Source organism: Rhizobium sp. SL42 (assembly GCF_021729845.1).
Classification (GTDB): Bacteria; Pseudomonadota; Alphaproteobacteria; order Rhizobiales; family Rhizobiaceae; genus Allorhizobium.
The window spans coordinates 2,676,831-2,700,491 of the sequence record NZ_CP063397.1 but is presented as its reverse complement, the minus strand read 5'-3'; the positions used below and the strand labels follow the sequence as shown (position 1 = coordinate 2,700,491).

Annotated in this window: 26 protein-coding genes and 1 tRNA gene; 12 read left to right on the top strand and 15 right to left on the bottom strand. The window is 61.0% G+C overall.

What is annotated here, in order from left to right:
• Window positions 1-9: 9 nt before the first annotated feature.
• The gene (locus IM739_RS12785; RefSeq protein WP_237368106.1) at window positions 10-663 is read right to left on the bottom strand and encodes an exopolysaccharide biosynthesis protein; all 654 of its coding nucleotides are present in this window, start codon (window positions 661-663) and stop codon (window positions 10-12) included.
• A gap of 247 nt (window positions 664-910) precedes the next feature.
• Here IM739_RS12785 and IM739_RS12780 point away from each other — a divergent pair, with 247 nt between their 5' ends.
• The gene (locus tag IM739_RS12780; RefSeq protein WP_237371061.1) at window positions 911-1,051 is read left to right on the top strand and encodes an entericidin; all 141 of its coding nucleotides are present in this window, start codon (window positions 911-913) and stop codon (window positions 1,049-1,051) included.
• A 10-nt stretch (window positions 1,052-1,061) separates the two neighbouring features.
• Here IM739_RS12780 and IM739_RS12775 read toward each other — a convergent pair whose 3' ends face one another.
• A complete protein-coding gene (locus tag IM739_RS12775; protein ID WP_237368105.1) occupies window positions 1,062-1,712 on the bottom strand; it encodes a DUF1638 domain-containing protein in 651 nt (216 codons plus the stop codon).
• Window positions 1,713-1,756: 44 nt separating this feature from the next.
• On the opposite strand from IM739_RS12775, the gene IM739_RS12770 reads away from it, so the two are divergent.
• Both IM739_RS12770 and IM739_RS12765 read left to right on the top strand, forming a co-directional pair.
• A complete protein-coding gene (locus tag IM739_RS12770) occupies window positions 1,757-1,915 on the top strand; it encodes an entericidin (RefSeq protein ID WP_237368104.1) in 159 nt (52 codons plus the stop codon).
• Window positions 1,916-1,984: 69 nt separating this feature from the next.
• Window positions 1,985-2,137, top strand: a complete 153-nt coding sequence (locus IM739_RS12765; protein ID WP_237368103.1) for a hypothetical protein — start codon at window positions 1,985-1,987, stop codon at window positions 2,135-2,137.
• Between the two features lie 31 nt (window positions 2,138-2,168).
• Here the strand turns inward: IM739_RS12765 and IM739_RS12760 are convergent, their stop codons facing one another.
• Window positions 2,169-2,870: a corrinoid protein gene (locus tag IM739_RS12760; protein WP_007597768.1), complete on the bottom strand. Its 702-nt coding sequence runs from the start codon at window positions 2,868-2,870 to the stop codon at window positions 2,169-2,171.
• Between the two features lie 257 nt (window positions 2,871-3,127).
• On the opposite strand from IM739_RS12760, the gene IM739_RS12755 reads away from it, so the two are divergent.
• Together IM739_RS12755 and IM739_RS12750 are read left to right on the top strand one after the other, a co-directional pair.
• The gene (locus tag IM739_RS12755) at window positions 3,128-4,693 is read left to right on the top strand and encodes a trimethylamine methyltransferase family protein (protein WP_237368102.1); all 1,566 of its coding nucleotides are present in this window, start codon (window positions 3,128-3,130) and stop codon (window positions 4,691-4,693) included.
• 98 nt (window positions 4,694-4,791) lie between these two features.
• The gene (locus tag IM739_RS12750) at window positions 4,792-5,532 is read left to right on the top strand and encodes a ferredoxin (RefSeq protein WP_237368101.1); all 741 of its coding nucleotides are present in this window, start codon (window positions 4,792-4,794) and stop codon (window positions 5,530-5,532) included.
• A 6-nt stretch (window positions 5,533-5,538) separates the two neighbouring features.
• Here the strand turns inward: IM739_RS12750 and IM739_RS12745 are convergent, their stop codons facing one another.
• Window positions 5,539-6,273, bottom strand: a complete 735-nt coding sequence (locus tag IM739_RS12745; RefSeq protein WP_237368100.1) for a ParA family protein — start codon at window positions 6,271-6,273, stop codon at window positions 5,539-5,541.
• Window positions 6,274-6,484: 211 nt separating this feature from the next.
• On the opposite strand from IM739_RS12745, the gene IM739_RS12740 reads away from it, so the two are divergent.
• Entirely contained in the window at window positions 6,485-7,207 is a 723-nt protein-coding gene (locus IM739_RS12740; RefSeq protein ID WP_237368099.1) for a phosphodiester glycosidase family protein, read from the top strand.
• A gap of 7 nt (window positions 7,208-7,214) precedes the next feature.
• Here the strand turns inward: IM739_RS12740 and IM739_RS12735 are convergent, their stop codons facing one another.
• From IM739_RS12735 to IM739_RS24060, 6 genes are all read right to left on the bottom strand, one after another.
• Window positions 7,215-7,556, bottom strand: a complete 342-nt coding sequence (locus IM739_RS12735; protein WP_237368098.1) for a hypothetical protein — start codon at window positions 7,554-7,556, stop codon at window positions 7,215-7,217.
• 207 nt (window positions 7,557-7,763) lie between these two features.
• On the bottom strand, window positions 7,764-8,780 hold the full coding sequence (bmt, locus tag IM739_RS12730) for a betaine--homocysteine S-methyltransferase (RefSeq protein ID WP_237368097.1): 1,017 nt from the start codon (window positions 8,778-8,780) through the stop codon (window positions 7,764-7,766).
• A gap of 137 nt (window positions 8,781-8,917) precedes the next feature.
• Entirely contained in the window at window positions 8,918-9,970 is a 1,053-nt protein-coding gene (locus IM739_RS12725) for a quaternary amine ABC transporter ATP-binding protein (RefSeq protein ID WP_237368096.1), read from the bottom strand.
• On the bottom strand, window positions 9,963-10,877 hold the full coding sequence (locus IM739_RS12720) for an ABC transporter permease (protein ID WP_237368095.1): 915 nt from the start codon (window positions 10,875-10,877) through the stop codon (window positions 9,963-9,965). Before IM739_RS12720 ends, IM739_RS12725 begins: the two co-directional genes overlap by 8 nt.
• A gap of 225 nt (window positions 10,878-11,102) precedes the next feature.
• A complete protein-coding gene (locus IM739_RS12715) occupies window positions 11,103-12,101 on the bottom strand; it encodes an ABC transporter substrate-binding protein (RefSeq protein ID WP_237368094.1) in 999 nt (332 codons plus the stop codon).
• Window positions 12,102-12,743: 642 nt separating this feature from the next.
• Entirely contained in the window at window positions 12,744-12,869 is a 126-nt protein-coding gene (locus tag IM739_RS24060; protein WP_272911312.1) for a hypothetical protein, read from the bottom strand.
• Between the two features lie 246 nt (window positions 12,870-13,115).
• On the opposite strand from IM739_RS24060, the gene IM739_RS12710 reads away from it, so the two are divergent.
• Window positions 13,116-14,570: a cobyric acid synthase gene (locus IM739_RS12710; protein ID WP_237368093.1), complete on the top strand. Its 1,455-nt coding sequence runs from the start codon at window positions 13,116-13,118 to the stop codon at window positions 14,568-14,570.
• Between the two features lie 20 nt (window positions 14,571-14,590).
• Here IM739_RS12710 and IM739_RS24055 read toward each other — a convergent pair whose 3' ends face one another.
• The 4 genes from IM739_RS24055 to IM739_RS12695 form a co-directional block, all read right to left on the bottom strand.
• Window positions 14,591-14,719, bottom strand: coding sequence for a hypothetical protein (locus IM739_RS24055; protein ID WP_272911311.1), 129 nt, complete (start codon window positions 14,717-14,719; stop codon window positions 14,591-14,593).
• 221 nt (window positions 14,720-14,940) lie between these two features.
• Window positions 14,941-15,177, bottom strand: coding sequence for a hypothetical protein (locus IM739_RS12705; protein WP_237368092.1), 237 nt, complete (start codon window positions 15,175-15,177; stop codon window positions 14,941-14,943).
• 294 nt (window positions 15,178-15,471) lie between these two features.
• Window positions 15,472-16,203 (bottom strand): hypothetical protein, encoded by a 732-nt coding sequence (locus tag IM739_RS12700; RefSeq protein WP_237368091.1) that lies wholly within the window; start codon window positions 16,201-16,203, stop codon window positions 15,472-15,474.
• Between the two features lie 332 nt (window positions 16,204-16,535).
• A tRNA-Ser gene (locus IM739_RS12695) sits at window positions 16,536-16,625 on the bottom strand.
• 292 nt (window positions 16,626-16,917) lie between these two features.
• On the opposite strand from IM739_RS12695, the gene IM739_RS12690 reads away from it, so the two are divergent.
• The 4 genes from IM739_RS12690 to IM739_RS12675 all read left to right on the top strand — a co-directional run bounded on the left by IM739_RS12690 (window position 16,918) and on the right by IM739_RS12675 (window position 21,125).
• On the top strand, window positions 16,918-17,997 hold the full coding sequence (locus tag IM739_RS12690) for a septal ring lytic transglycosylase RlpA family protein (protein ID WP_237368090.1): 1,080 nt from the start codon (window positions 16,918-16,920) through the stop codon (window positions 17,995-17,997).
• A 59-nt stretch (window positions 17,998-18,056) separates the two neighbouring features.
• Window positions 18,057-19,241 carry a D-alanyl-D-alanine carboxypeptidase family protein gene (locus IM739_RS12685; RefSeq protein ID WP_237368089.1) on the top strand — a complete coding sequence of 395 codons (1,185 nt, stop codon included), beginning with the start codon at window positions 18,057-18,059 and terminating at the stop codon, window positions 19,239-19,241.
• Window positions 19,242-19,374: 133 nt separating this feature from the next.
• Window positions 19,375-20,103 (top strand): dTMP kinase, encoded by a 729-nt coding sequence (gene tmk / locus IM739_RS12680; protein WP_237368088.1) that lies wholly within the window; start codon window positions 19,375-19,377, stop codon window positions 20,101-20,103.
• A complete protein-coding gene (locus tag IM739_RS12675) occupies window positions 20,100-21,125 on the top strand; it encodes a DNA polymerase III subunit delta' (protein ID WP_237368087.1) in 1,026 nt (341 codons plus the stop codon). The genes tmk and IM739_RS12675 overlap by 4 nt, the downstream gene beginning before the upstream one ends.
• Window positions 21,126-21,195: 70 nt before the next feature.
• Here IM739_RS12675 and IM739_RS12670 read toward each other — a convergent pair whose 3' ends face one another.
• Window positions 21,196-21,828, bottom strand: a complete 633-nt coding sequence (locus IM739_RS12670) for a LysE family translocator (RefSeq protein ID WP_237368086.1) — start codon at window positions 21,826-21,828, stop codon at window positions 21,196-21,198.
• Between the two features lie 279 nt (window positions 21,829-22,107).
• On the opposite strand from IM739_RS12670, the gene metG reads away from it, so the two are divergent.
• Complete coding sequence (gene metG / locus IM739_RS12665; RefSeq protein WP_237368085.1) at window positions 22,108-23,661, top strand: methionine--tRNA ligase; 1,554 nt, start codon at window positions 22,108-22,110, stop codon at window positions 23,659-23,661.

The following is a 23,661-nucleotide window of genomic DNA, read 5'->3' as shown; positions in this document are numbered from 1 at the left end:
TTACCCGATTCAGACGACGAGCATCAGCACGGCGCAGGCCGTGTAGACGACGAAGCCGGCGACCAGCAGGGAGACGACACCAAGCAGGCAGCCGAGCGTGACGCCGACGCCATCGCGCTGGGAATGGGTGAAGCCGATGATGGCGAGCGCCACGGCCGGCGGCCAGTTGCCGAGCGGGATGGGCAGGAAAATCACCACCGCCAGAACCAGCGCGAGAAAGCCGATGACGCGTTCTGCAATCCGGCTTTCGAGAAACCAGAAGCGCGGCACGACAAGCTTTTCCGCCTTGCGCAGCCAGGGCACGAGCCGGTCGACGACCAGCTGGAAGGTGCCTGCCTCGACGCCATAGTCGCCGATGCGGCGGGGGAAATAGACGCGGCCCTGGGCGGAGGCAAACATCTGCCAGGCGATAAAGACCAGGGGAAGTCCGAGGACGAAGGTGGCGCCGGGCGGCAGCGGCACGAGATTGGGTAGGGCAAAAACCAGAAGGAAAGCACCGAATGAGCGATCCTGAAGGGCAATGGCGATGTCGCGGATCGTTACCTTGCCATCGCGGGAGCGGGCCAGCCGCGCCAGAAGGTCGGAGAGGTTTTCGGGATGCGTTGCAACCGCAGCCGTCGTGCCGGCAAAGCCGGTTCTATGCGTGTCCACCCTGTCGGTCATGATCTCGCTTCATTTTGTTTTGTTGACCTGGGAGACAGGCTGACAGCGATTGCTTGCAGGACAATTAAGGCGTGACGAGGCCGCAGCACGGAGAGCGTGCAATTTTGGGTGGATGGTAAAGGCAGCGTTACATTTGCAGCCGTGCCGGCGTCAGCCTTGATTTTTCCCCAGAGCTTTGCCACCAAATGAATGGTTGTTTTGTTCCATCGGAGAGATGAAAATGTCGGCTTTGACTGCCAAAGGCTTGATGCGACTGACGGTTTTTGGACTGGCGCTGATCGCGCTGTCGTCCTGCGGCAATACGATCCGCGGCGTCGGCCGCGACATGGGCAATGTCGTCGATGCGACCCAGGATGCCGGGCGCAGCGTGGCGAATTCGGTGAACTGAGAATTTCCGATCAGGGCCCCGGAGCGGCGGCCGGCGGCTCTGCGGAAACCGCCGGCCTTGCCGCGAGCGTGAGTTCGCGATCGAGGTCGCCGTAGCCTGTGAAGCGGTATTCGTAATCGAGCTTCAGGTAGTCGGCCGCCCATTTTGCCTTGTCCTGCAGGGCCTTGTCCTCGGTCTGGGCGAGATAGACGATCTTGGTGTAGTTGCCGAACACCATGTCGCGCAGTTCCGGGTGGCGGTCGAGCTTCAGCGGCTCGATGACGAATGCCTCGAACTGGCGGGTAATCAGGTCTGTCAGGTAGAAGGCGGTGAACTCGGTGTCGCATTCGGCGAGGAATTTTTCCGTGCCGGAGAAAAAGGCATAACAGTGCGGGCCGGAAATGCGCTCGATGCCCTCTTCGGCGCAGATCTTGTCGATTTCGCCCTGGGTGCCGCATTCGGCATAGCCGATGAAGATCTTGTCATGACCGTTCGAACGGGCTTCGGCGATCTTCTGCCGAAGCGCCGGCGCTATCTTGCCGGGATAGACGTGCCAGATCGCCGGCAGACATTCAAGGCTCAGATAATCCAGGTGATTGGCGTCCTTGATGGCCAAAATTTCGCGGGCGATCGCGCCGCACGCAATCACGTGAACTTTTTCGCTTCTGCCGCGTTGTTCCATCGCAAATCGATCCTCGTCGAAACCTACAGAAGGGTTACACACTCATGACGGCCAAGAAACTCACAGCTGGTGCTGCTCTCATCCTCACCGTATTCGCGCTCAGCGCCTGCGGCAACACGATCCGCGGCGTCGGAAAGGATGCAGCCAATACGGTCAATGCAACGCAGGCTGCCGGCCAGAGCGTCGAGAACGCCGCCAACTGATTTTCGCGGCGCAGGCGACATACAGGTGTCGCCTGCGCCGGCTAGACTTTGCCAAGAAGGAGAGGGGCAATGACACTGACAACGGTTGCAAAAGCAAGCGCCATCTACATGCTGGTCGCGGTCCTGTATTCCACCGGACATGTGGCGATGAATTCGATGTCCAGTCCGACGGCAGCGGGCCACGTCGTCCAGATGTCGCTGTTGACGGATGCCGGCCGTTAATGCCGGCATCGCCTTGTCGTAAAGGTTCGGCTCAGGCGCGGGCGCCCAGGCTGTTGTGCTTACGAGCGACAAATTCCTTTGCCGTTTCAACGGCCACGGCCGCATCGCGACAATAGGCATCGGCGCCGACAGCCTTGCCGAATTCCTCATTCAGCGGCGCGCCACCGACCAGAACGACATAGTCGTCGCGAATGCCCTTTTCCTTCATCGTGTCGATGACGACCTTCATGTAAGGCATGGTGGTGGTCAGAAGCGCCGACATGCCGAGAATGTCGGGCTGTTCGCGCTCAAGCGCCTCGAGATAATTTTCGACCGGGTTGTTGATGCCGAGATCGATGACGTCGAAACCGGCGCCTTCCATCATCATGCCGACCAGATTCTTGCCGATGTCGTGGATGTCGCCCTTGACTGTGCCGATGACCATCTTGCCCTGCTTCGGCGCGCCGGTGGCGGCCAGGAGCGGACGAAGGATGGTCATGCCGGCTTTCATCGCATTGGCCGAGAGCAGCACTTCCGGCACGAAAAGGATGCCATCGCGGAAATCGATGCCGACGATTCGCATGCCTTCGACCAGCGCCTGGGTCAGTACGTCGTAAGGCACCCAGCCGCGCGCGAGCAGGATGTTCGTCGCTTCCTCGATTTCTTCCTTCAAGCCGTCATAAAGATCGTCGTGCATCTGCTGCACAAGCTCTTCGTCGGACAGGTCTTCGAGAATGATTTCGTCGTCTGACATTGGATGTTTCCCGCTCGCTGTTTTTTGGCGCTGTCTATGACAGTTCAAATCGAGACTGCCTGAGTTAGAGTTAAACCTCAAGTTCGTGAAAAACTCTTTTCGAAAGCGACGCGGCTTCGGTGAAAAGCGACGGGAATGGACAAGGCATGTCCGCAACGTGCCAGTGGTTGGCGCAATAAGGAATGTTTCCCATGGAAATGCGAATAGCATAAAGGTGAGGAAGCAGCGCGGAACGCGCGAAGGACGAGGAAACACAGATGGACGATAGCACAGCAGAATCGGGCGCCGGTCGGCGCGTGCGGGGAGAAGGCCGGGGCGCAGCCGCCAGGCGCGCCTCGCGGTCGGGTGGAGGACCGGGCGCGTCGCTTTCGTATATCGAACGCCAGATCCCGGTTTACGAAGTGCTCAACGAAGAGGCGCTGCTGCTGATCGAACGCAATGCCGACATCGTGCTGGAAGAAATCGGCATCGAATTCCGTGACGACCCGGAAGCTCTGGCGTTGTGGACGGCAGCCGGTGCCGATGTGCGCGGCGAGCGGGTGCATTTTCCCAAGGGCCTGTGCCGCGAAATCCTGAAGACGGCGCCATCGGAATTCACCTGGCATGCCCGCAATCCTGAACGCAATGTGCGCATCGGCGGCAATGCAACCGTCTTTGCCCCGGTTTATGGTCCTCCCTTCGTGCGCGACCTGGACGGCGTGCGCCGATACGCGACGATCGAGGATTTCCGCAATTTCGTGAAGCTTGCCTATATGGCCCCGTCGATCCATTCCTCGGGCGGCACCGTGTGTGAACCGGTCGACGTGCCGGTCAACAAGCGCCATCTCGACATGGTCTACAGTCACATCAAATATTCCGACAAGCCATTCATGGGCTCGGTGACCGCGCCGGAACGGGCCGAAGACACGATCGCCATGGCGAAGCTGGTGTTCGGTGACGATTTCGTCGAGAACAATTGCGTCACGCTCAACCTGATCAATGCCAATTCGCCGATGGTCTTCGACGAGACCATGGTGGGAGCGCTGAAGGTCTATGCGCGTCACAACCAGGCCTGTGTCGTATCGCCGTTCATCCTGTCGGGCGCGATGAGCCCGGTTACCGTCGTCGGCACACTAACGCAGATCCTGGCCGAAGTGCTGGCGGGCGCCGCATTCACCCAGCTGATCCGCAAGGGCGCGCCGGTTCTGTTCGGCACGTTTGCCGCCTCGATCTCGATGCAGTCGGGTGCGCCGACCTTCGGCACGCCGGAGCCGTCGCTGGTCTCTTACGGTGCAGCCCAGCTGGCCCGCCGTCTCGGCCTGCCGTTCCGTACGGGCGGTTCGCTCTGCGGATCGAAGGTTCCCGATGCGCAGGCAGCGCACGAATCGGCCAATACGCTGAACACGACGCTGCTGGCCGGCACCAATTTCGTGCTGCATGCCGCAGGCTGGCTCGAAGGCGGCCTGGTGTCGTCCTACGAGAAGTTCATGATCGACCAGGACCAGCTCGGCATGATGCAGAAGATGGCACAGGGCGTCGACACGTCGGAAAGCGGCCAGGCGATGGACGCCATCCGCGAAGTCGGTCCCGGTAGCCACTATCTCGGCTGCGCCCATACGCAGGCGAATTTCCAGACGGCCTTCTACCGCTCGGCGCTGATGGACAACAACTCGTTCGAACAATGGGAAATCGAAGGCGAAAAGCGCATCGAGCAGCGCGCCAATGCGCTCTGCCGCTCGTGGCTCGACAGCTACGAGGCACCGGCGCTTGATCCGGCGCTGGACGAGGCGCTGCTGGCCTTCATCAAGGGGCGCAAGGATTCGATGCCCGACGCCTTTACCTGAAAGGCTCCCGCAGCCAGGGAGCAAGGCGGAGCGGACAGGGTGGCGGACATGATCCAGGAAGAAGTCTGGCGCCCGCACTACAAATTCGAGGGGCCGCGATGAGCGGCCCTTCGGGCATTCTGGCACGCCTGTCGGAGCATCTGGCAGGGCATGGATTGTTTACGCGTGGTGTCGTGCATCTTGACGCAACAGGTCCGGTGACGGCACCAGCGCCGGCACTGGCCGATGGTTCCGCCGCACGCACCATCGTGCTTGTCGGTCCCATCGGCGGCTCGCTGTGGCCGGCCTTCAGCCAGTGGCGAACGACGCAAACCGACAACGGCGGTGCGCATCCGCTTGATGCCTGGTCAAAGGTAGTCCTGACCGCGACCGCGCGGACATTTGGCGCCACCGCATATTTTCCGTCGGATCCGCCCTATCAGCCGTTTCAGGCATGGGCGATTGAGGCAGAGGGGATGAAAGCTTCGCCGCTCGGGATCCTGATGCATCCGCAATTCGGCCTCTGGCACAGCTATCGTGGGGCGCTCGGATTCTCACGAGCACTGGACGTGCCGGCCAAGCCGGTTGCGCCAGCCCATCCCTGCGATCACTGCCTGGATAAACCATGCCTCAGCCACTGTCCGGCTGAGGCCGTCCGTGTCGAGAACTTCAACGTGTCGGCATGCCGCGCCCATCTTGCCACCGAAGGCGGTCAGGCGGGATGCATGCAGCAGGGGTGCCTGGCGCGCAATGCCTGCCCGGTGGGGCAGGCCTATCGGTATCCGGGGCCGCAGCTGCGCTTTCACATGCAAGCACTCGGGCAAGCACTCGGGCAAGGGCTAGAGCAAGCCCCGGAATAGACCGTATCAGGCCGCCTTCTTGAGCGGAGCCTTGGCAACAGCCTTTGGCGCGGCGGCCTTGCGCATGGCAGGACGGGCAGGGCGCTGTGGCAAAAGCGAAATGACTTCATCGGCAAGACGGGCGGCATTTTCGAGTGCCCGGGGCAGATTGGAGACGTCCAGCGCGTCGAGATTGTGCAGCAGGCCACCCCGATCGAAAATATCACGGTAGGCGGCGCGTTCGGCAATGGCGGTCGTCAGCGTGCCGATGCCTCTTTCAGCGAGAAAGTCCTTGGCGGCCTGCAGCGCGCGCGTGGTCACGGCGGCATTGACGCGGGTCAGGACGACGGAATGGGGGATCTTGACGTCGCACTGGCTGTCGAGTTCGGCCAGCAGATCGAGGACTTCGGCACCGCCCTGCGCGTCCATGGCGCAGCCCTGCACAGGGATCATCACATGGTCCGCCAGGCCGACAGCGCGGGCAAGCAGAGCATCATGGGACGAGGGCAGGTCAATGAGGATATAGCCACCGCGCTTCTTTGCCTTCAACGTCGCGGCCTCGATCGTCTCATCGTTGACAGACACGACGGAGAGCAGCGCGCCGGTTCCGCCCTTGGCGTGCCAGCGGCTCATCCAGCCGCGCGGATCGGCATCGAGAATGGTGACGCGATTGCCGCGGGAAACGAGTTCGCATGCGAGCATGAGGGCTGCCGTGGTCTTGCCGGCGCCGCCCTTGGTATTGGCAAATGTTACAACTGGCATAATCTTTTCCTTTTAAAATAAGGGTCCGAGCCAAGTCATCGCTCTGATGGTACAGCCATAGTCATGCTGTGCAGCGAGGATCATTGGCACGCATGGTTAACCAATGGTAAATGCCAGGCAGGATTTGTTAACGACCGTAAAAAAGGCTTGCCCTACAGGGCTTTGCGGGCGGTGAAGGCGGTTCATGAGGCAATTGGCGCGATTGATTTTTATGGCATATCTGGCGCTTGTTGTGACATCCGGCACAGTGCTGGCCAATTGTGGGGAGATCGACGAAAACGGCAGCCGATACACCGCCTGCCGCTTCGATCCGGATGAGGTTTCGATCCGGACTCACCTGGCCGACCCCGACGGGCGGATCTACGGCGGATTCGATTCCCTCAGGCGACAGCTCTGGGCCGAGCGCCGGGTACTGCTGTTTGCAATGAACGGCGGCATGTATCACGACGATCGTTCACCGGTCGGCCTGTTCGTCGAATACGGCAATAGACGCCATTCCGCCGTGACCGGCGGCGGATGGGGCAATTTTCACCTGCTGCCGAACGGCATTTTTGCGCTTGTGAAAGGTAAGCCGATGGTGATGGAAACCAGGACTTACGTTGCGCAGGGCATCAAGGCGGAATTCGCCACGCAGTCAGGGCCGATGCTGGTGATCGATGGCGCGGTGCATCCGCGCTTCCTGCCGGATAGCGACAGCCTGAAGGTGCGCAACGGCATTGGTGTCGATGCCGAGGGGCAGGTGCATATGGTGATTTCGAAGGGACCGGTGCGCTTCTACGACTTCGCCAGGCTGTTTCGTGACCGGCTCGGCTGCGGCAATGCGCTCTATCTCGACGGGACCATCTCAAGCGCATTCATTGCGGACAGCAATCGGCGCGACCGGCTGTTTCCGGTCGGACCGATCATATCTGTCAGCATGCCCTTACCGAACTGAGGTCCTGTCAGACGGCAGCCTTGGGATAAGCCCGTTCGAGGCCGCCCGACGCCTGCAGGCCCTTGCGGAAGGCAGCAAAAGCCGGATGCTGGCTCGACTTGGAGGCCTCCATCAGGCGGATCTGCAGGCGGGCGGGGGCATTGTTGCCGACCCACTCGCCACAACGTTCGAGCTTCAGGGAATTGAGGAACTTCGCCTCGGAGGCACGGTCGAGATAGAGATGCAGACCATCGAACAGGGCATCGTCCTGGGCCGCATTTTCAAACAGCAGACACAGGAAAGACTGATCCTGGTCCTGCAGGGTTGAAAACTTATCGGCAACGGTCTGGCGATCCGGGAAGGCGGACATGGCGGATACTCCCTTACAAGGCACAAAACAGGTTTGCAGCCACATGCAGCCGCATTCATGAGGGTAAGCTAAACCACACCAATATTGCCCGAGGCTTGTCCGGGCGCGGGCTTTGAAAAGACCGCCGGGTCAACCGATCGCTGCGCGAGACGAAAACGGCGACCAGAAGGTCGCCGTCTCTTGTGCGTAGCGAAAGCTGGCGGTCGGCTAGCCGCGGCGGCGATTGCGGCGGCCGCTATCCTGGCTGCTCGATTCGGTCGCCGTCTTGTTGCGCAGCGGGCCGATGCGCTCGACGATGGTTTCGATGGTCGGGCGAGGGCCTGGCGTATAGTCGTCAATGGCGGCACGCATGGCGGCCAGATGCCCACAGGAGGTGCCGCAGCAGCCACCAATGATCTTCGCGCCTGAGTCACGGGCGAGGCGGGCATAGTCGGCCATCAGCGGCGGCGTGCCGGAATAGAAGATCTCGGTGCCGCGAAACTCCGGGATGCCGCAATTGCCCTTGACGATGACGGTCGCATCAGGATTGGCGGCCGTCATGTCGAGCAGGCTGGCGAGAATGTCCGAGGCGCCGACGCCGCAATTGGCGCCGACTGCGAGAGGACCTGCGCCAATGTCGGTCGCAACGCCATGGATGTCCTTGGGATCGAGGCCCATCATCGTCTTGCCGGCGGTGTCGAACGAGCCGGTGAACGTGTAGGGCAGGCCGACTTTCACGGCAGCTTCGGCGGCGGCGCGGATTTCGTCGGGCGACGACATGGTCTCGATCCAGGCAACATCGACGCCACCGGCTTTCAGGCCTTCCATCTGCTCGACAAAGGCTGCAACCGCGTCATCATAGGTCATGGCGCCGAGGGGGATCAGGAGTTCGCCGGTCGGACCGACGGAGCCGGCAACGATCACCTTGCGCGGCGCCTTGTCGGCCACGGAACGGGCGATCTCGGCGGCCTTCCTGTTCAGCTCATGGACACGGTCCTGGGCATGGTGCAGCTTCAGGCGATGGCGGGTGCCGCCGAAGGAGTTGGTCAGGATGATATCGGCGCCGGCATCGACGAAGTCCTGATGCAGCTTGACGATCTTTTCCGGCTGCGCCTCATTCCACAGTTCCGGCGCCTCTCCGGCTTCCAGACCCTGGGCGAAAAGATTGGTTCCTGTGGCGCCATCAGCGAGAAGTACGCCTTTTTCGGCCAGCAGATCGGAAAGCGGATTGGAAAGGGGTGCCATGATCGGTCCTTTGATGGTGTTTGATCCATCATATAAAGAAGTCTTTATGTGACTTCAACGATTAAAAGAAAATCGGCCCCGATGGCGGCAAGCCAACGGGGCCGATTGCGACAGGTCAGCCGAAGGCCAGGCTTACGTCAGGCGGCTGCGAGCGGCTTTTCCTCATGGTTCACCGGGGTGACCATGGACGAGATGATCTGCTGAAGATCGATCATGCCGATCGGTGCGCCACGATCATCGACGACCTTGGCGCTGGTCTGGTTGACCTCGATCATCAGCTTGGCTGCGGATTCAAGAACCGTGCTGCGCGGGATGGCGATGCCCTCGGCTGCCCCGACAAAGGGCGACATGATGGTATCGACGCGAATGACGCGGCCGCGATTGACCTCCTTGACGAAGGAACTGATGTAGTCGTCGGCGGGCTTCAAGACGATTTCCTGGCCCGAGCCCTGCTGAATCACCTCGCCATCGCGCAGGATGGCGATCTTGTCGCCGAGGCGCAGCGCCTCGTCGAGATCGTGGGTGATGAAGACAACCGTCTTCTTCAGTTCCTGCTGCAGGTCGAGCAACACGGTCTGCATGTCGACGCGGATCAACGGATCGAGGGCCGAATAGGCCTCGTCCATCAGCAGGATGTCTGCGTCGTTGGACAGCGCACGGGCAAGGCCGACACGCTGCTGCATGCCGCCAGACAGCTGGTTGGGATAGTGTTTTTCGAAACCGGTCAGCCCGACGCGCTCGATCCAGCGGCGACCGATGGCCTCGCTCTTCGAGCGATCCATGCCCTGGATGTCAAGGCCGTAAACGGTGTTTTCCAGCACGGTACGATGCGGCAGAAGGGCGAACTTCTGGAAGACCATTGCCGTTTTCTGACGCCGGAAATCGCGCAGCTCAAGCTGCGTCATGCGGCAGACATCGACATTGTCATAGAGCACTTCGCCGGCGGTCGGCTCGATCAGCCGGTTGATGTGGCGAATGAGTGTCGACTTTCCGGAACCCGACAGGCCCATGACAACGGTGATGCCACCGGCCGGCATGGAAATGTTGATGTCCTTGAGACCGAGCACATGGCCGTGTTTCTCGTTGAGTTCCGACTTCGAGATGCCAGCCTTGGCTGCCTCGATATAGTCTTCGCCGCGCGGTCCGAAGATCTTGTAAAGACCGCGAATTTCAATGCCGTGACTAGCCATGGACAACCTCCGTATGACGCTGCAGTCGCTTGCCATAGGCCTGGCTGGTGCGGTCGAAAATGATGGCGATGACGACCAGCGCAAATCCGTTGAGGAAGCCGATCGTGAGGAACTGGTTGGAAATCGCCTGCAGCACGTTCTTGCCGAGACCACCGACACCGATCATCGAGGCGACGACGACCATGGCGAGCGACATCATGATGGTCTGGTTGATGCCGGCCATGACCGTTGGCAAGGCAAGCGGGATCTGCACGTTGAACAGCTTCTGGCTGGGCGATGAGCCGAAGGCATCGGCCGCCTCCAGGACTTCGCGGTCGACGAGGCGAATGCCGAGATTGGTGAGGCGGATCATCGGCGGAACCGCATACATGACGACGGCGATCAGGCCAGGCACCTTGCCGATGCCGAAGATCATCACGACCGGGATCAGGTAGACGAAGCTCGGCATGGTCTGCATGACGTCGAGGATCGGATTGATGATCGACTGAACACGTTCCGAGCGGGCCATCAGGATGCCGATCGGAATGCCGACGACGATCGAAATCAACGTACAGACCGTGACCATGGCCAGCGTGACCATCGTGTCTTCCCACAGGCCGACAAAGCCGATCGCCAGCATCGACACAGCGGTGCCGACGGCAATCTTGCCATTGCGGCTGGCGACATAGACGATCAATGTCATGACGAGAATGACGATGAACCAGGGCGTGGCGACGAACAGTTCCTGCAGCCAGTTCAGAAACCATTGCAGCGGCTGCACCGCAGCATCGAGAATATAGCCGTAGGCACGGACGAAGGCCTTGAAGTTATCATCGATCAGTTTGCGCGCCTCGCGCATCAGGGTCTGATCGATCTGCGGAAATTTGCACAGCAATTCCGGCACGTAATTGCATAGGACTGAAGCCATCTTTTTCCCCTTACTGTCCCCCCACTTGCGGGCGATGCCGAGCCGAGCAAAAGCCGGCCATGGTGGCTATGCGCCGCTTTTGCGGTCAAGGTCGCTGGCAAGTTAACCGAGTTCCACGGAGGAATTCATGCTATCTGCGACGTTTGGCACCGTCTGATGGCGGGTTGCGGCTTGCCGCATGGCTGAAATGAACGACGGGCCCGAAGGCCCGTCGCAAATGATCGATCAGAGGCTTGCCTTGATCTTTTCCGCCACGTCCGGGGCCACCCATGTGGTCCACATGTCCGCGTAGTTTTCGAGGAAGTGCTTGGCGCCGTCCTCGTTGGTGCCCTGGTTGTCACCCATCCAGGCCAGAACCTTGCCGACCGTCTGGTTGTCCCATTTGCGGGTCTTGACATAGTCCATGGCAACGCCGGCCTTCTCGGAGAAGCCCTTGGTCACGACGGTATAGACGTCGGAGACCGGATAGGCATTGACCTTCGGATCCGGGCAATCGGGAACCGCGGTGCAGGCATCCCAGTTGGCCTTGTCGTGATCGACGCCGAAGGACAGCTTGACCATCTCGTACTTGCCGAGGATGGCGGTCGGCGCCCAATAGTAGCCGAACCAGCCAGTCTTGTTTTCAAACGCGTTGGCAATCGAGCCGTCGAGGCCGGCAGCTGAGCCGGTGTCGATCAGTTCAAAACCCTTATCCTTCGCCCCGAGTGCCTTGTAGAGGTTCGCGGTCGAAACCTGGCAGTTCCAGCCAGACGGGCAGTTGGTCACGGCACCCTTGGACGGATCTTCAGGGGCCGGGAACAGTTCCGGATGCGCCAGTGCGTCCTGAACCGTCTTGATGTCCGGATGGGCGTCGGCGATGAACTTGGGGATCCACCAGCCTTCAACGCCGCCATCCGAGAGAAGTGGCGCAGCCTGGATCAGGCGGCCTTCTGCAATTGCCTGGTCGAGCGCGGTGCGCACGGCATTGACCCAGAACTCGGGCGCCATGTCCGGCTGGCCCTTTTCATTCATCGAAGCGAAGGTCGGCATCGTGTCGCCGGTGACCATGGTCACCGTGCAGCCATAGCCGCTTTCGAGGATGATCTTGTCGACATAGGCGGCAACGCCCGCCGATGCCCAGTTCATTTCCGCAATCGAGACTTCGCCGCAATCTGCAGCCTGAGCAGAACCGGCAGCAGCATAGAGACCTGCGGCGAGGATAGTGGAAGCGAGGAGCTTCTTCATGGAGTTAAGACCTCCCAGTCTTATCAGCAGCGTTCATCGGGAAGGGCATGGACGGTTACTGCTGAGCCGGCCTGCCAATGGTTCCTGTCGTGGAGTGCGGGCACGATACGCGCCGATCAGACACCAACACCCCGCATACGAAGCGGCCTTGTCTTTGGGGCAGGAAAAATACCCGGTCGGCCTGTTTCGTAACAGCAGCCTACGTCTTCCGATGAGGAAATCAACCTCCCGAAACGGGTCACGCCAGCGGGCGGCCTTGGAACAACCCATTGGAGCGACTTATTTTGCCGCATTTTACGAAGGTGGGGAGGAGGTTTCGCACAATGCGCAGGCAGGTGCGCAGGACGGATCGCAAAGCAGGCCGAACCGCCCTTCCAGTTAAGACCTCAGCTATTCTGGTTGCGGCACCGACAGGCCTTCCGGCAGCCGGCGCAGAATGTCAAAAAATGTCGAAAAAAAATTGCCGCGCGGGCAAAAATAACCATCCGGTAACGGTTGAACCGATAGATGGAGGGACCGGCGCGTTTATGCCGGTTGCGCCCCGGATCCTGTATTGCGTCCCGGGGCGTTTGTTTTTTCAGCCCATGGCTGAGCACACGTGCCCGACCGACGATCGGTCGGGCACGGGCCAGACGGCCAGTTTCAACGCTTTGCAACAACCGGGCTACGCGGGTCGCGAACTTCCCAGCGGGCGACGGTTTGCAGCTGCGGCGCGCGGCCGTTCCAGGCGATTGCAAGGCTATTGTGGTTGCGCAGGATATAGAGCATGGAGTGTTTCCTTCGGGGGCCGCGCTTCTCTTGTTGGAGCGCTGGTTTCGAATGGCAGATAATCACTCTCAATGGTTCGCGCAACGACATTTATCGGCATGCGATGTCGCATTTGAGCGATTTGCGAAGAAAGGTCCGCGGCAGGCTGTCGCAGTGTCGCATTTTCGGCAATCAGGCCCGGGGAATTGCGGCAAAAGCACGGCAAAATAGCGGTTCCGCAGGACGGCGCAGACAGGACAGGACGCAATGAGCAAAGCGATCATGCTGCAGGGAACCGGCTCGGATGTCGGAAAGACGATACTCGTCGCCGGGCTCTGCCGGCTCGCTTCCAATCGCGGACTTAAAGTCGCTCCGTTCAAGCCGCAGAACATGTCGAACAATGCAGCAGTGGCCGACGACGGCGGCGAGATCGGCCGAGCGCAGTGGCTGCAGGCGCTGGCGGCGCGCACGCCGTCGTCCGTGCACATGAACCCGGTGCTGCTGAAGCCGCAAAGCGAGACCGGCAGCCAGATCATCGTGCAGGGCAAGGTGTTCGGCCAGGCGAAGGGGCGCGACTACCAAAGACTGAAGCCGCAACTGATGGCAGCGGTGCTCGACAGCTTCGAGCAGGTGAAGGCCGGTCGCGACCTGGTGGTCATCGAGGGGGCCGGGTCGCCGGCCGAAATCAACCTGCGGGCCGGGGATATCGCCAACATGGGCTTTGCGACGCGGGCCGGGGTGCCGGTGGTGATGGTCGGCGACATCGACCGCGGCGGCGTGATCGCCTCGCTGGTCGGCACGCATACGATCCTGACCGAAGAGGATCGCGGCCAGATCGCCGGTTACATCATCAACAAGTTTCGCGGCGACGTCTCCCTGTTTTCGGACGGGATCGAGGCGATCGGCAAATTCACCGGCTGGCCCTGCTTCGGCATCATTCCCTGGCTGAAGGCCGCGGGACGGCTGCCGGCGGAAGACAGCGTGGCACTGGAGCGGCTGGTCCGGGGCACGGGCGGGGCGCTGAAAGTGGCGGTGCCGGTCTTGTCGCGGATTGCCAATTTCGACGATCTCGATCCGCTCGGTGCCGAAGCCGAAATCGACCTGGTCTATGTGCGGCCCGGCGAGGCGCTGCCGGTCGATGCAGGGTTGGTCATCCTGCCCGGGTCCAAATCGACGATTGCCGATCTGGAGGAATTTCGCAGCCATGGCTGGGACCGCGATCTTGTCGCCCATGTGAAACGCGGCGGCCGGGTGATCGGCATTTGCGGCGGCTACCAGATGCTCGGGCGCACTGTTTCGGATCCGCTCGGGCTGGAAGGCGCTCCGCGACAGGTCGACGGGCTGGGGCTGCTGGATGTCGACACGCAGATGGCGCCGGAAAAAACCGTGCGCAACAGTGCGGCCCATTCGCTCGACCATGACGTGCCGCTGTCCGGCTATGAAATCCATCTCGGCCTGACGACGGGGCCGGATTGCGCCAGACCGCCGATCTCGATCGAAGGCAGGCCGGATGGCGCGAAGTCGGCAGACGGGCGGGTGAGCGGCACCTATCTGCACGGGTTGTTTGCGAGCGACGATTATCGTCGGCATCTGCTGGAGAGTTTCGGCATCAACGGCGGCGGCGTGAACTACCGGGAAAGCGTCGATGCAGCGCTTGACGAGGTGGCGGGCGAACTCGAGGGCCTGCTGTCGCCGCAATGGCTGGAAAGTTTCCTCGGCTAGGCTCCGGCTTCTGCCACGCGTCAGTTCTGCGTGGTGACGCCATGAACAGGCGATGCCATCAATTCGCCGGTGCCGAGCGAATTGTCGGAATATTTGAAGGCCAGGATACTGAGCACCGAGGCGATCAGCAGGATGAAGATGTATCTCATGACTTGTCCCCATGTGTCCGAGTAACAACGAGAGTAAGGCACAAGCAGTTCCGGCCCGGCTAAACCTGACGTTAAAATCTTAAGCATTGCGGCGAAATTGCCGCATTATACCCGCCAAATGAACGGTGCGCCGCCAAAATGGGCGCTGGCGGCCTCACCAGATACGGCCTCACCAGATACAGGGCGTCATTGAGATTGCAGGTGGATGCTCCTGTCGCGGGTCAGAAGACCCCGACGACGCGCCACTTGCCGCTGACCATCTCGACTGCGGCGCGATGGTGATGGCCATGCGGCGATTCCAGCACGATCTCGTGCTGCTCAACGGCGTGGATCAGTGTGTCAGGGTCCCCCTCGATGGGGCTGGGCGACAGCCGCTTTGTGCCGCGCACGGTTTCGAAATGAATGTCGCCGGAAATGCCGTGACGCGTTCCGTCCTTCAGAAGTATCTTCCAGGTCATAATGTCTCCTCCCATGGTCGCCGAGGCCGTTCTCCCAAACGGCCTGCGGTGGGTGAAAAGGTGACATGGCAGGCGCAGGAGTCAAGATGGGGGGTGGGGCGGGAGGTGCTGTCCATGACCGATGTATGCCACATCCGCATGACGGATTGTTGAGCCGCGGGGCAGAATGCGGCACTTGGCGACGTCACGTCCTCTTTCTTTTTTTGCTGGTAAGTTATGCGCGGGCATTTTGCTCATCCGAGGAGGTGCACTAGCCCATCAATGGGAAACTCGCGGCTGCAGGAATTGCAATGCTTAGACTGTTCTCGCCATCTCGTTTCTACGGGCATCCGCCAAACAGCCCAAAAACTCTCTGCCGACCAAGATTCTCAGTCGCCCTATAGTTTGCTGGAAGTTTGCAATGTCCGCTGCGACGATAGATAACGATGCTTCATCAAACCTATTGGACAGATGCCCTGCTTTCTCCCTGACGGGGGCTAGAGCAGTGGCAACTGCATTGATCTTGGACGCGATCCTGTCTTCAAACTCAAAAATAGTATCGTAGACTTTGTGCCGCTGAATCAGCTTTCGTAGCGGTTCGTAAGCGCTGGATACGTGCCTGAGTTCTTCTTGCATCATTTCGAAGTAGTCAGTGGCCAGTCCGTCGAGGAAATACTGCTTCCATATTGCAGACCTGTCCCCCATCGCGTCTATATGAAGTTCGGATAGGTCGTGCGCGATGGGATAAATATCATCGATAAAAGCGACAAGTTTTAGATCGGCTGGGCGAACAATCTTATTCTGCAGCTCCTCGGTTTGAGCGACCGGGTCCCTCGTCTCTCGCGCATCTCCCTTCCAATGTGAAGTGATGCCGCCGCGGCTTTCGCGGGGCCATGAAACCCACATGAGAAAGCCTGTGGAAAAGAACGCGAATACCCACGGCAGCCACCATGGCGCAAGAAACACAAGGTCAAGCAACTGATCAATTCGCCTACCGAATACATGCACATCGTCTGGTGCTGTTGACCAACCGATAAGGTCAAGCATGGTTCTCACCGCTGTGATGAACCAGCCTCCAGCCGTTAGAAAAATACTGCCAAGGCGCTTCAACAAAATCATGTTCGCACGATGACCGAAAACTTCAGGAAAGTGTAGTCCTACCGCTCCTCGGTTTCGTCTGGATGCACATCCTAATTCGTCTGCCCTCGCGATTAAGATTGCGCCTAGCCGGTTCCTAAATTGCACAATCTCCGGGTTTTAGACCTAAATGACTGAAATGGTATCAGACTGCTTTGGATTTCCGGAGGTAGTCTCGAATATGACCGATGCACTTGTCATCACAAATATCATACCAATCAGGCAAATCGGGAAAAGACACGTGGCGGAAGAGGTGGGATTCGAACCCACGGTACGGTCTCCCGCACGCCGGTTTTCAAGACCGGTTCCTTAAACCGCTCGGACACTCTTCCGGACGTCTGCCTTATGCGCAAAGACGGTGATCTTTGCAAGATGGTTTGTGTTCGACCGTTGGGTGTCGGCAAGGGCCGGCATGTGGTGCGGTCGAGGGCGAACTCACGTTAGGTGAGTTAACGCCTTGCTAACCATAAACAAATTTGCCCTGCGGCAAAGTTGTGACTTTTCCCATTTTGGCCATTTTTCACAGGCTTCCTTGCTCCGAAGTGAGACAGTTGCGGGGTTTCTCGCGCGTGACCGGGTTCGTGGCTGGGGATGCCGCGGCCGAGATGGACAAAAGTGGGACGCATGGAAGTCAAGGTGAGCGGCCGTTTGATCAGCGGTGCCAAGTGGGTCGGGATTGCGGTTCTCTGCAGCCTGGCCGCATCGTGTTCGACAACCAAGGACACGGCGTCCAACAAGAAGCGTTCGAAGGAATATTTCGCCGAGTCGGAATATGGCGTGAAGGCCAGTCCGCGGATCGTGGCGAGCGGTCCGGTGCCGAAAGGCGGCGGGCGGGCCATGGTCGGCAAGCCCTATACGGTCAAGGGCAAGGTCTATGTGCCGAAGGACAATCCCGGCTACGACAAGACCGGGATCGCCTCCTGGTACGGTTCGGCATTCCATGGCCGGCAGACGGCCAATGGCGAACTCTATGACCAGCACTACCTGTCGGCCGCCCATCCGACGCTGCCGTTACCGAGCTATGCGCGGGTGACCAACCTGACCAATGGCAGCTCGGTGGTCGTGCGCATCAATGATCGCGGACCGTTCCATGCCGGCCGGATCATCGACCTCTCCAACAAGACCGCCGACATGCTCGACATGGCCCATAGCGGCACCGGCAAGGTGCGGGTGCAATATGTCGGCCCGGCGCGCATGGACGGCCATGACATGCCGTTCCTGATGGCCTCCTATGTGAAGAAGGGCGACCGCACGCCGCATGTCGATCCGCAAGGCCAGATCGCATCCGGCGTGATGGTCGCATCCAATGAAGCGGCAATCCCGCAGTATCGTCCTGACAATACGATGGGCGACACCCCGAGCTACCAGACGGCGCTGGCCGGTCCGACGCCCAGTGGCGGTGCGGCGGCCAATACACTACAGGCGCAACTGATGGCCCAGCCGGCAATGATGCCGACGGGAGACCCGGGACTGGCTGAACAGTTCGCGCTTCTGCCCGATTTCGGGCCGATCCCGGCCGAGCGGCCGGCGCATGTGCCCGGACTGGACGGGTCCGGCTATGCGGCGGCCTTTGCCGAAACCGCGCAGCCATCTAAGGCGGCGCTTGCCTTCGACGCCGTTATGGTGCGCAATGACGGCCTCACCGAGGCCTCGATTCTGACGTCGGTCGCGCGCGGCAAGACCCGGATCTCGACGGGAAGCTGAGCGGGGCATCACATGTCGGAGGCCTAGACACCGACGGTACAAGAAGCCGAAGTTAGTTCATGCGATATCGTCTTGCCTCGAGGATCTGCCTCGCTTTCCTGCTGATCGGCCTTCTCGTTTCGCCTCTCGTCGCAACGCATGCGCTGGCACAAGCGGCAGCGGCACCCGCCCTGTTCGAAACCAAGGCGTCTCAGGTCTATCTGATCGAGGCTTCGACCGGCACCGTGCTGCTGGCCAAGGGCGAGCGCCAGGCATTCGCGCCTGCGTCCCTTGCCAAGCTGATGACGCTGGAGATCGTTTTCGATGCGCTTACGCGCGGCGAAATCCGGCTCGACACGATTTATCCCGTTTCGGAATATGCCTGGCGGACCGGCGGCGCGCCATCGCGCACGTCGACGATGTTTGCTGCCGTCAAGAGCCAAGTGCCGGTGGGCGATCTGGTCAAGGGTGTCGCTGTGCAGACCGCCAATGACGGATGCCTGATCCTTGCCGAGGGCATGTCCGGCTCGGAGGCGAAATTCGTCGAGCGGATGAATGCGCGGGCGAAGGCGCTGGGCCTCAAGGACACGACTTTCGGAAACGCGACCGGACTGCCGCATCCGGACAATGTCTCGACGCTGGTCGATCTGGTGACGCTGGCACAGCATCTGCAGGCGACCTATCCGGCGCTCTACCTGACCTTCAGCCTGCCGGAATTCGAGTGGAACAAGATCCTGCAGCGCAACCGCAATCCGTTGCTGGGCACCGGCGTCGACGGTTTGGGGACGGGCTATGCCGAAGGCAGCGGCTTTGCCATCGTCGCGTCGGCCGAACGCCAGGGGCGGCGGCTTTTTCTCGGCATGAACGGGCTTGCCACCGACAAGGAGCGCACGGACGAGGCCAGGCGCGTGCTCGACTGGGGTTTCAACGCGTTCGAGATGCGGGAACTGTTCAAGGCCGGCGAAGTGATCGGGGAGGCCAGCGTCTATGGCGGCGCGCGCGCCACGGTACCGCTGGTCGCCACAACACCCGTGCTGGTCTATGTGCCGGTCAACAATCCCGACCGCCTGCAGGCAAAGGTGGTCTACCGTTGGCCGCTTGATCCGCCGGTGACGGAGGGCGCGCAGATCGCATCGCTGTCGGTGTTTTCCGGGGAGCGGCTGTTGCGCAGCGTGCCGCTGCACAGCGCATCGAGCGTCGAGGTCGGAACGTTGCGCCAGCGGGCGACCGACGCCTTTATCGAAATGCTGTTCTTCTGGTTATAGGTGCGAAAGCAGGGATGCGGACAAGAGCCGGGTTTCACTGGTCACATTCTTGCGCTAGAGCCGTAGTAGAGCCATGAATGGCACCTTGAGAAATCCGCCTGCGGGCGCAAGACAAGCGGGAAGTGGGCAGGCATTGGCAACCGGACGCGGATTGTTCGTCAGTTTCGAAGGAGGCGAGGGGGCCGGGAAATCGACCCAGATCCGCCGCCTTGCCGAAAGCTTGCGCCAGAAGGGCCACCAGGTCCTGCTGACACGCGAGCCGGGCGGATCGCCGGGTGCCGAAGCGCTGCGGCATGTGCTTTTGTCGGGGGCCGCCGAAGCCTTTGGTGTGCGCATGGAGGCGATGCTGTTTGCCGCCGCACGGGCCGACCATCTTGCAACCGTCATCCGGCCGGCGCTGACGAAGGGGCAGATCGTACTGTGCGACCGCTTCGTCGACTCCTCGCGGGTCTATCAGGGCGTGACCGGCAATCTCGAGCCGGCGCTGATGGCGGCGCTGGAGCGGGTAGCGGTCGGCAAGAGCATGCCGGACCTCACCCTGATCCTCGACCTTCCGGCCGATGTCGGGCTGGCGCGGGCGCGAAGGAGAGCCGGCGAGCAGAGCCAGACGGCCGTGGCGGACCGGTTCGAGCGCGAGGAGATCGACGTGCATGAGAAGCGCCGCCAGGCATTTCTCGAGATTGCCCAGCGCGAGCCGGCGCGGTGCCGCGTGGTCGACGCAAGCTTCGATGTCGACCGGATCGCCAAGGACATCCTTGCCGAGGTGACACTGGTCCTCGTGCAGCGTGGGTCCAGTGCTGGGTCCGGCGTCGGGTCTGGCGGCGTCTCCAACGCAAGCCACGAGACGGCGGCGGCGCGATGAGCGAGGAACGGGCAGGCCTGCTGGACGGCGCCATCGCGCCGATGCTGAATACCCGGCTGTTCGGCCACCGGGAGGCCGAGGATTTTCTGGCGCGGGGATACCGGTCGGGCAAGGGTCATCATGCGATCCTGATCGAAGGCCCCGAAGGCATCGGCAAGGCGACGCTGGCGTTCCGCTTTGCCAATCACATCCTGCGCCATCCCGATCCGCTGACGGCGCCCGACACGATCGGTGACCCCGATCCTGAACACATGATCAGCCGGCAGATCGCCTCCGGCGCCAGCCACAACCTGTTGCATCTGTCGCGGCCGGTGGACGACAAGACGGGCCGGGTGAAATCGGCAATCACCGTCGATGAAGTGCGCCGGGCAGGCCATTTCTTCAGCCAGACTTCGGGCACCGGCAACTGGCGGATCGTGATCATCGATCCGGCAGACGACCTGAACCGCAATGCAGCCAATGCCATCCTGAAGATCCTCGAGGAACCGCCGAAGCGGGCGATGTTCCTGGTGCTTTCCCATGCGCCGGGCAAGCTTCTGCCGACGATCCGGTCGCGCTGCCTGCCGCTGAGGTTGGAGCAGCTTTCGCCACAGGCGATGGACGAGGCGCTCGGGCAGCTCGGCCTTGCCATCCCGGACGAACGGCGCGAGGCGGTGCTGGCGCTTGCCAAGGGCAGCGTGGCGAGGGCACTGAAGCTGGTGAACTATGGCGGCGCCGACATCCTGGCGGCCTTCGACGAGATGCTGGCGGCGCAAGGGCCGGGACAGCGCCGGATGATGTTCAAGATCGCCGATGCACTTTCGGGCAAGGACAGCGAGGTCGCGTTCGGCTTCTTCACCGAACATCTCGGCGATCATCTGAGCGATCTGGCGCGCCGCCTGGCACTGTCGGGCGACCTTCACGCGGCGGAACACTATGCGCGGCTGACCTCGACGATCAACGAACAGCTATCGATTGCCGCCGGCTACAATCTCGACCGCAAGCAGACGATCCTCGACGTGCTGGCATCGGTGACGCGCTGACGAAGGCGTTTCGGGATGGCAGCGGGCTTTGACCCGCTACCGTCCCTTCGACCGTTTGGGGCCGGCGCAATTAATGCCTCGTTCCAAGGGCGAGACGGCAAGCAAGGCCGGCAAAGACCGTCGCGAGTAGGTACTGGGGCAGCTTCCTGAAGCGGCCCAGACCTGTCATCCGGTTTCGGATATGGCCACTCAGCAGGATGACCGCTCCGTTGACACCGAAACCTATCAGGTTCAGCACCGTTGCCAGAACGAGGATCTGCAGGGTCAGGGAGCCCTTTGCCGGATCGAGAAACTGCGGGAACAGGGCGAGGACAAACAGCGCCATCTTCGGATTGAGCAGGTTCGTCGCCAAGCCTTCGCCGAGAATTCGCCGCATGGAATAGCGCTTCAGGCCGGCGCTCGGGGCAAATTGTGTCGCTTCAGACCGCAGCGTCTTCCAGGCGAGATAGAGCAAATAGGCGCAGCCGGCCCAGCGGACTAGCTCGTAGGCGGCCGGAACAGCGAGAAAGAGCTGTGACAGTCCCAAAGCTGCGGCAAGGGCGTGGCAATATGTACCGAGCGCGATGCCGACATAAGTCAGAAAGCCTGCAGCACGTCCCTGGCTGATGCTGCGCGAGGCAATCAGCAACATGTCAGGCCCCGGCGTCGCAGTGAGAACGACGCAGGCTGCAGAAAAAAGCATGAGAGTGGAGAGATCCGGCATATCGGTTTCCTTCGAGTTGGCCGGAATTCCCGTTTATCAGGATCGGCGACCTTGGCAAGCCCCGTATTGCTGGCACACAGCTCCTGTCGCCCGGCATCGTCTGGCGATGTCCCAGCGCGAATCTTCGTGGCGCTGCAGCAAAACGGATGTTCCTAAAGGCCAAGGAATGTTTTAAGAGCGTTCGACCCCATTTGTCGTCGCCGTTCCTGGCAGGCCGTCACGCGCCGCCATTGTCCGGCCCCAAGACAATCGCAACCGACGAAAAGACACCAAGAAACCATGAGCGATCCGTATTACATCACAACCGCCATCTCCTATCCGAACGGCAAGCCGCATATCGGCCATGCCTATGAGCTGATCGCGACCGATGCCATGGCCCGGTTCCAGCGGCTCGACGGACGGGATGTGTTCTTCCTGACCGGCACGGACGAACATGGCCAGAAGATGCAGCAGACGGCGCGCGCGGAAGGCATTTCGCCGGAAGAGCTGGCCGAGCGCAATTCGAACGAGTTCCGCGCGATGGGCACGTTGCTGAATGCCTCCAATGACGACTTCATCCGCACCACCGAGCAGCGTCATCACCAGACGGTGCAGGAAGTCTGGCGGCGGATGGAAAAGAACGGCGACATCTACAAGGGTGGCTATGCCGGCTGGTATTCGGTTCGCGACGAGGCTTACTATCAGGAAGACGAGACCGAATTGCGCGGTGACGGCGTTCGCTACGGGCCACAGGGCACGCCGGTCGAATGGGTAGAGGAGGAGAGCTACTTCTTCAAGCTTTCGGCCTATGAAGACAAGCTCTTGAAGCTCTATGAAGACCAGCCGGATTTCATCGGGCCGAACGAGCGCCGTAACGAAGTGATCTCCTTCGTCAAGTCGGGACTCAAGGACCTGTCGATCTCGCGCACGACGTTCGACTGGGGCATCAAGGTGCCCGGCGACGACAAGCATGTGATGTATGTCTGGGTCGACGCGCTGACAAACTACATCACCGCGACCGGCTATGTCGAAGACCAGAACGGCCCGCGGGCCAAATACTGGCCGGCCGATGTGCATATCATCGGCAAGGACATCATCCGTTTCCACGCCGTCTACTGGCCGGCCTTCCTGATGTCGGCAGGCCTGCCGCTGCCCAAGCGCGTCTACGCGCATGGCTTCCTGCTCAACAAGGGCGAGAAGATGTCGAAATCGCTCGGCAACGTCGTCGATCCGGTCAATCTGGTCAACCATTTCGGCCTTGACCAGGTGCGCTATTTCTTCATGCGCGAAGTGTCGTTCGGCCAGGACGGCAGCTATTCAGAGGAGGGGATCGCCACCCGCATCAATGCCGATCTCGCCAATGGCATCGGCAATCTCGCCAGCCGATCGTTGTCGATGATCGTGAAGAATTGCGACGGCCGCATTCCGACTCCGGGCCCGCTGACCGAGGCCGACGAGGCGATCCTGAAGATTGCCGACGACGCCATTGCCATCTGCCGCGAGGAGATGGACAAGCAGCAGATCCACAAGGCCGTTGCCGCGATCATCAACATCGTCAACGAAGCCGACCGCTATTTCGCCGCGCAGGCGCCGTGGGTGCTGAAGAAGACCGACGAAGCGCGCATGGGAACCGTGCTTTATGTGACCGCCGATGTGGTGCGCCAGATCGCAATCCTGTTCCAGCCGATCATGCCGGCATCTGCGGCAAAGCTGCTAGATCTGGTGGCCGTCGCAGCCGAAGACCGGGTGTTTTCCAAGCTCGGCGCTGCCGGCCGGCTTTCGCCCGGCACCGTGCTCGAGGCACCGTCGCCGGTGTTTCCCCGCTATGTTGCGCAGGAAGCGGACAAGGCTTGA

Excerpts from the sequence above, each read along its gene's own strand:
- IM739_RS12785 (WP_237368106.1), bottom strand. The coding sequence starts at position 663 with ATGACCGACAGGGTGGACACGCATAGAACCGGCTTTGCCGGCACGACG.
- IM739_RS12780 (WP_237371061.1), top strand. The coding sequence starts at position 911 with ATGCGACTGACGGTTTTTGGACTGGCGCTGATCGCGCTGTCGTCCTGC.
- IM739_RS12775 (WP_237368105.1), bottom strand. The coding sequence starts at position 1,712 with ATGGAACAACGCGGCAGAAGCGAAAAAGTTCACGTGATTGCGTGCGGC.
- IM739_RS12770 (WP_237368104.1), top strand. The coding sequence starts at position 1,757 with ATGACGGCCAAGAAACTCACAGCTGGTGCTGCTCTCATCCTCACCGTA.
- IM739_RS12765 (WP_237368103.1), top strand. The coding sequence starts at position 1,985 with ATGACACTGACAACGGTTGCAAAAGCAAGCGCCATCTACATGCTGGTC.
- IM739_RS12760 (WP_007597768.1), bottom strand. The coding sequence starts at position 2,870 with ATGTCAGACGACGAAATCATTCTCGAAGACCTGTCCGACGAAGAGCTT.
- IM739_RS12755 (WP_237368102.1), top strand. The coding sequence starts at position 3,128 with ATGGACGATAGCACAGCAGAATCGGGCGCCGGTCGGCGCGTGCGGGGA.
- IM739_RS12750 (WP_237368101.1), top strand. The coding sequence starts at position 4,792 with ATGAGCGGCCCTTCGGGCATTCTGGCACGCCTGTCGGAGCATCTGGCA.
- IM739_RS12745 (WP_237368100.1), bottom strand. The coding sequence starts at position 6,273 with ATGCCAGTTGTAACATTTGCCAATACCAAGGGCGGCGCCGGCAAGACC.
- IM739_RS12740 (WP_237368099.1), top strand. The coding sequence starts at position 6,485 with ATGGCATATCTGGCGCTTGTTGTGACATCCGGCACAGTGCTGGCCAAT.
- IM739_RS12735 (WP_237368098.1), bottom strand. The coding sequence starts at position 7,556 with ATGTCCGCCTTCCCGGATCGCCAGACCGTTGCCGATAAGTTTTCAACC.
- bmt (WP_237368097.1), bottom strand. The coding sequence starts at position 8,780 with ATGGCACCCCTTTCCAATCCGCTTTCCGATCTGCTGGCCGAAAAAGGC.
- IM739_RS12725 (WP_237368096.1), bottom strand. The coding sequence starts at position 9,970 with ATGGCTAGTCACGGCATTGAAATTCGCGGTCTTTACAAGATCTTCGGA.
- IM739_RS12720 (WP_237368095.1), bottom strand. The coding sequence starts at position 10,877 with ATGGCTTCAGTCCTATGCAATTACGTGCCGGAATTGCTGTGCAAATTT.
- IM739_RS12715 (WP_237368094.1), bottom strand. The coding sequence starts at position 12,101 with ATGAAGAAGCTCCTCGCTTCCACTATCCTCGCCGCAGGTCTCTATGCT.
- IM739_RS24060 (WP_272911312.1), bottom strand. The coding sequence starts at position 12,869 with ATGCTCTATATCCTGCGCAACCACAATAGCCTTGCAATCGCCTGGAAC.
- IM739_RS12710 (WP_237368093.1), top strand. The coding sequence starts at position 13,116 with ATGAGCAAAGCGATCATGCTGCAGGGAACCGGCTCGGATGTCGGAAAG.
- IM739_RS24055 (WP_272911311.1), bottom strand. The coding sequence starts at position 14,719 with ATGAGATACATCTTCATCCTGCTGATCGCCTCGGTGCTCAGTATCCTG.
- IM739_RS12705 (WP_237368092.1), bottom strand. The coding sequence starts at position 15,177 with ATGACCTGGAAGATACTTCTGAAGGACGGAACGCGTCACGGCATTTCC.
- IM739_RS12700 (WP_237368091.1), bottom strand. The coding sequence starts at position 16,203 with ATGCTTGACCTTATCGGTTGGTCAACAGCACCAGACGATGTGCATGTA.
- IM739_RS12690 (WP_237368090.1), top strand. The coding sequence starts at position 16,918 with ATGGAAGTCAAGGTGAGCGGCCGTTTGATCAGCGGTGCCAAGTGGGTC.
- IM739_RS12685 (WP_237368089.1), top strand. The coding sequence starts at position 18,057 with ATGCGATATCGTCTTGCCTCGAGGATCTGCCTCGCTTTCCTGCTGATC.
- IM739_RS12675 (WP_237368087.1), top strand. The coding sequence starts at position 20,100 with ATGAGCGAGGAACGGGCAGGCCTGCTGGACGGCGCCATCGCGCCGATG.
- IM739_RS12670 (WP_237368086.1), bottom strand. The coding sequence starts at position 21,828 with ATGCCGGATCTCTCCACTCTCATGCTTTTTTCTGCAGCCTGCGTCGTT.
- metG (WP_237368085.1), top strand. The coding sequence starts at position 22,108 with ATGAGCGATCCGTATTACATCACAACCGCCATCTCCTATCCGAACGGC.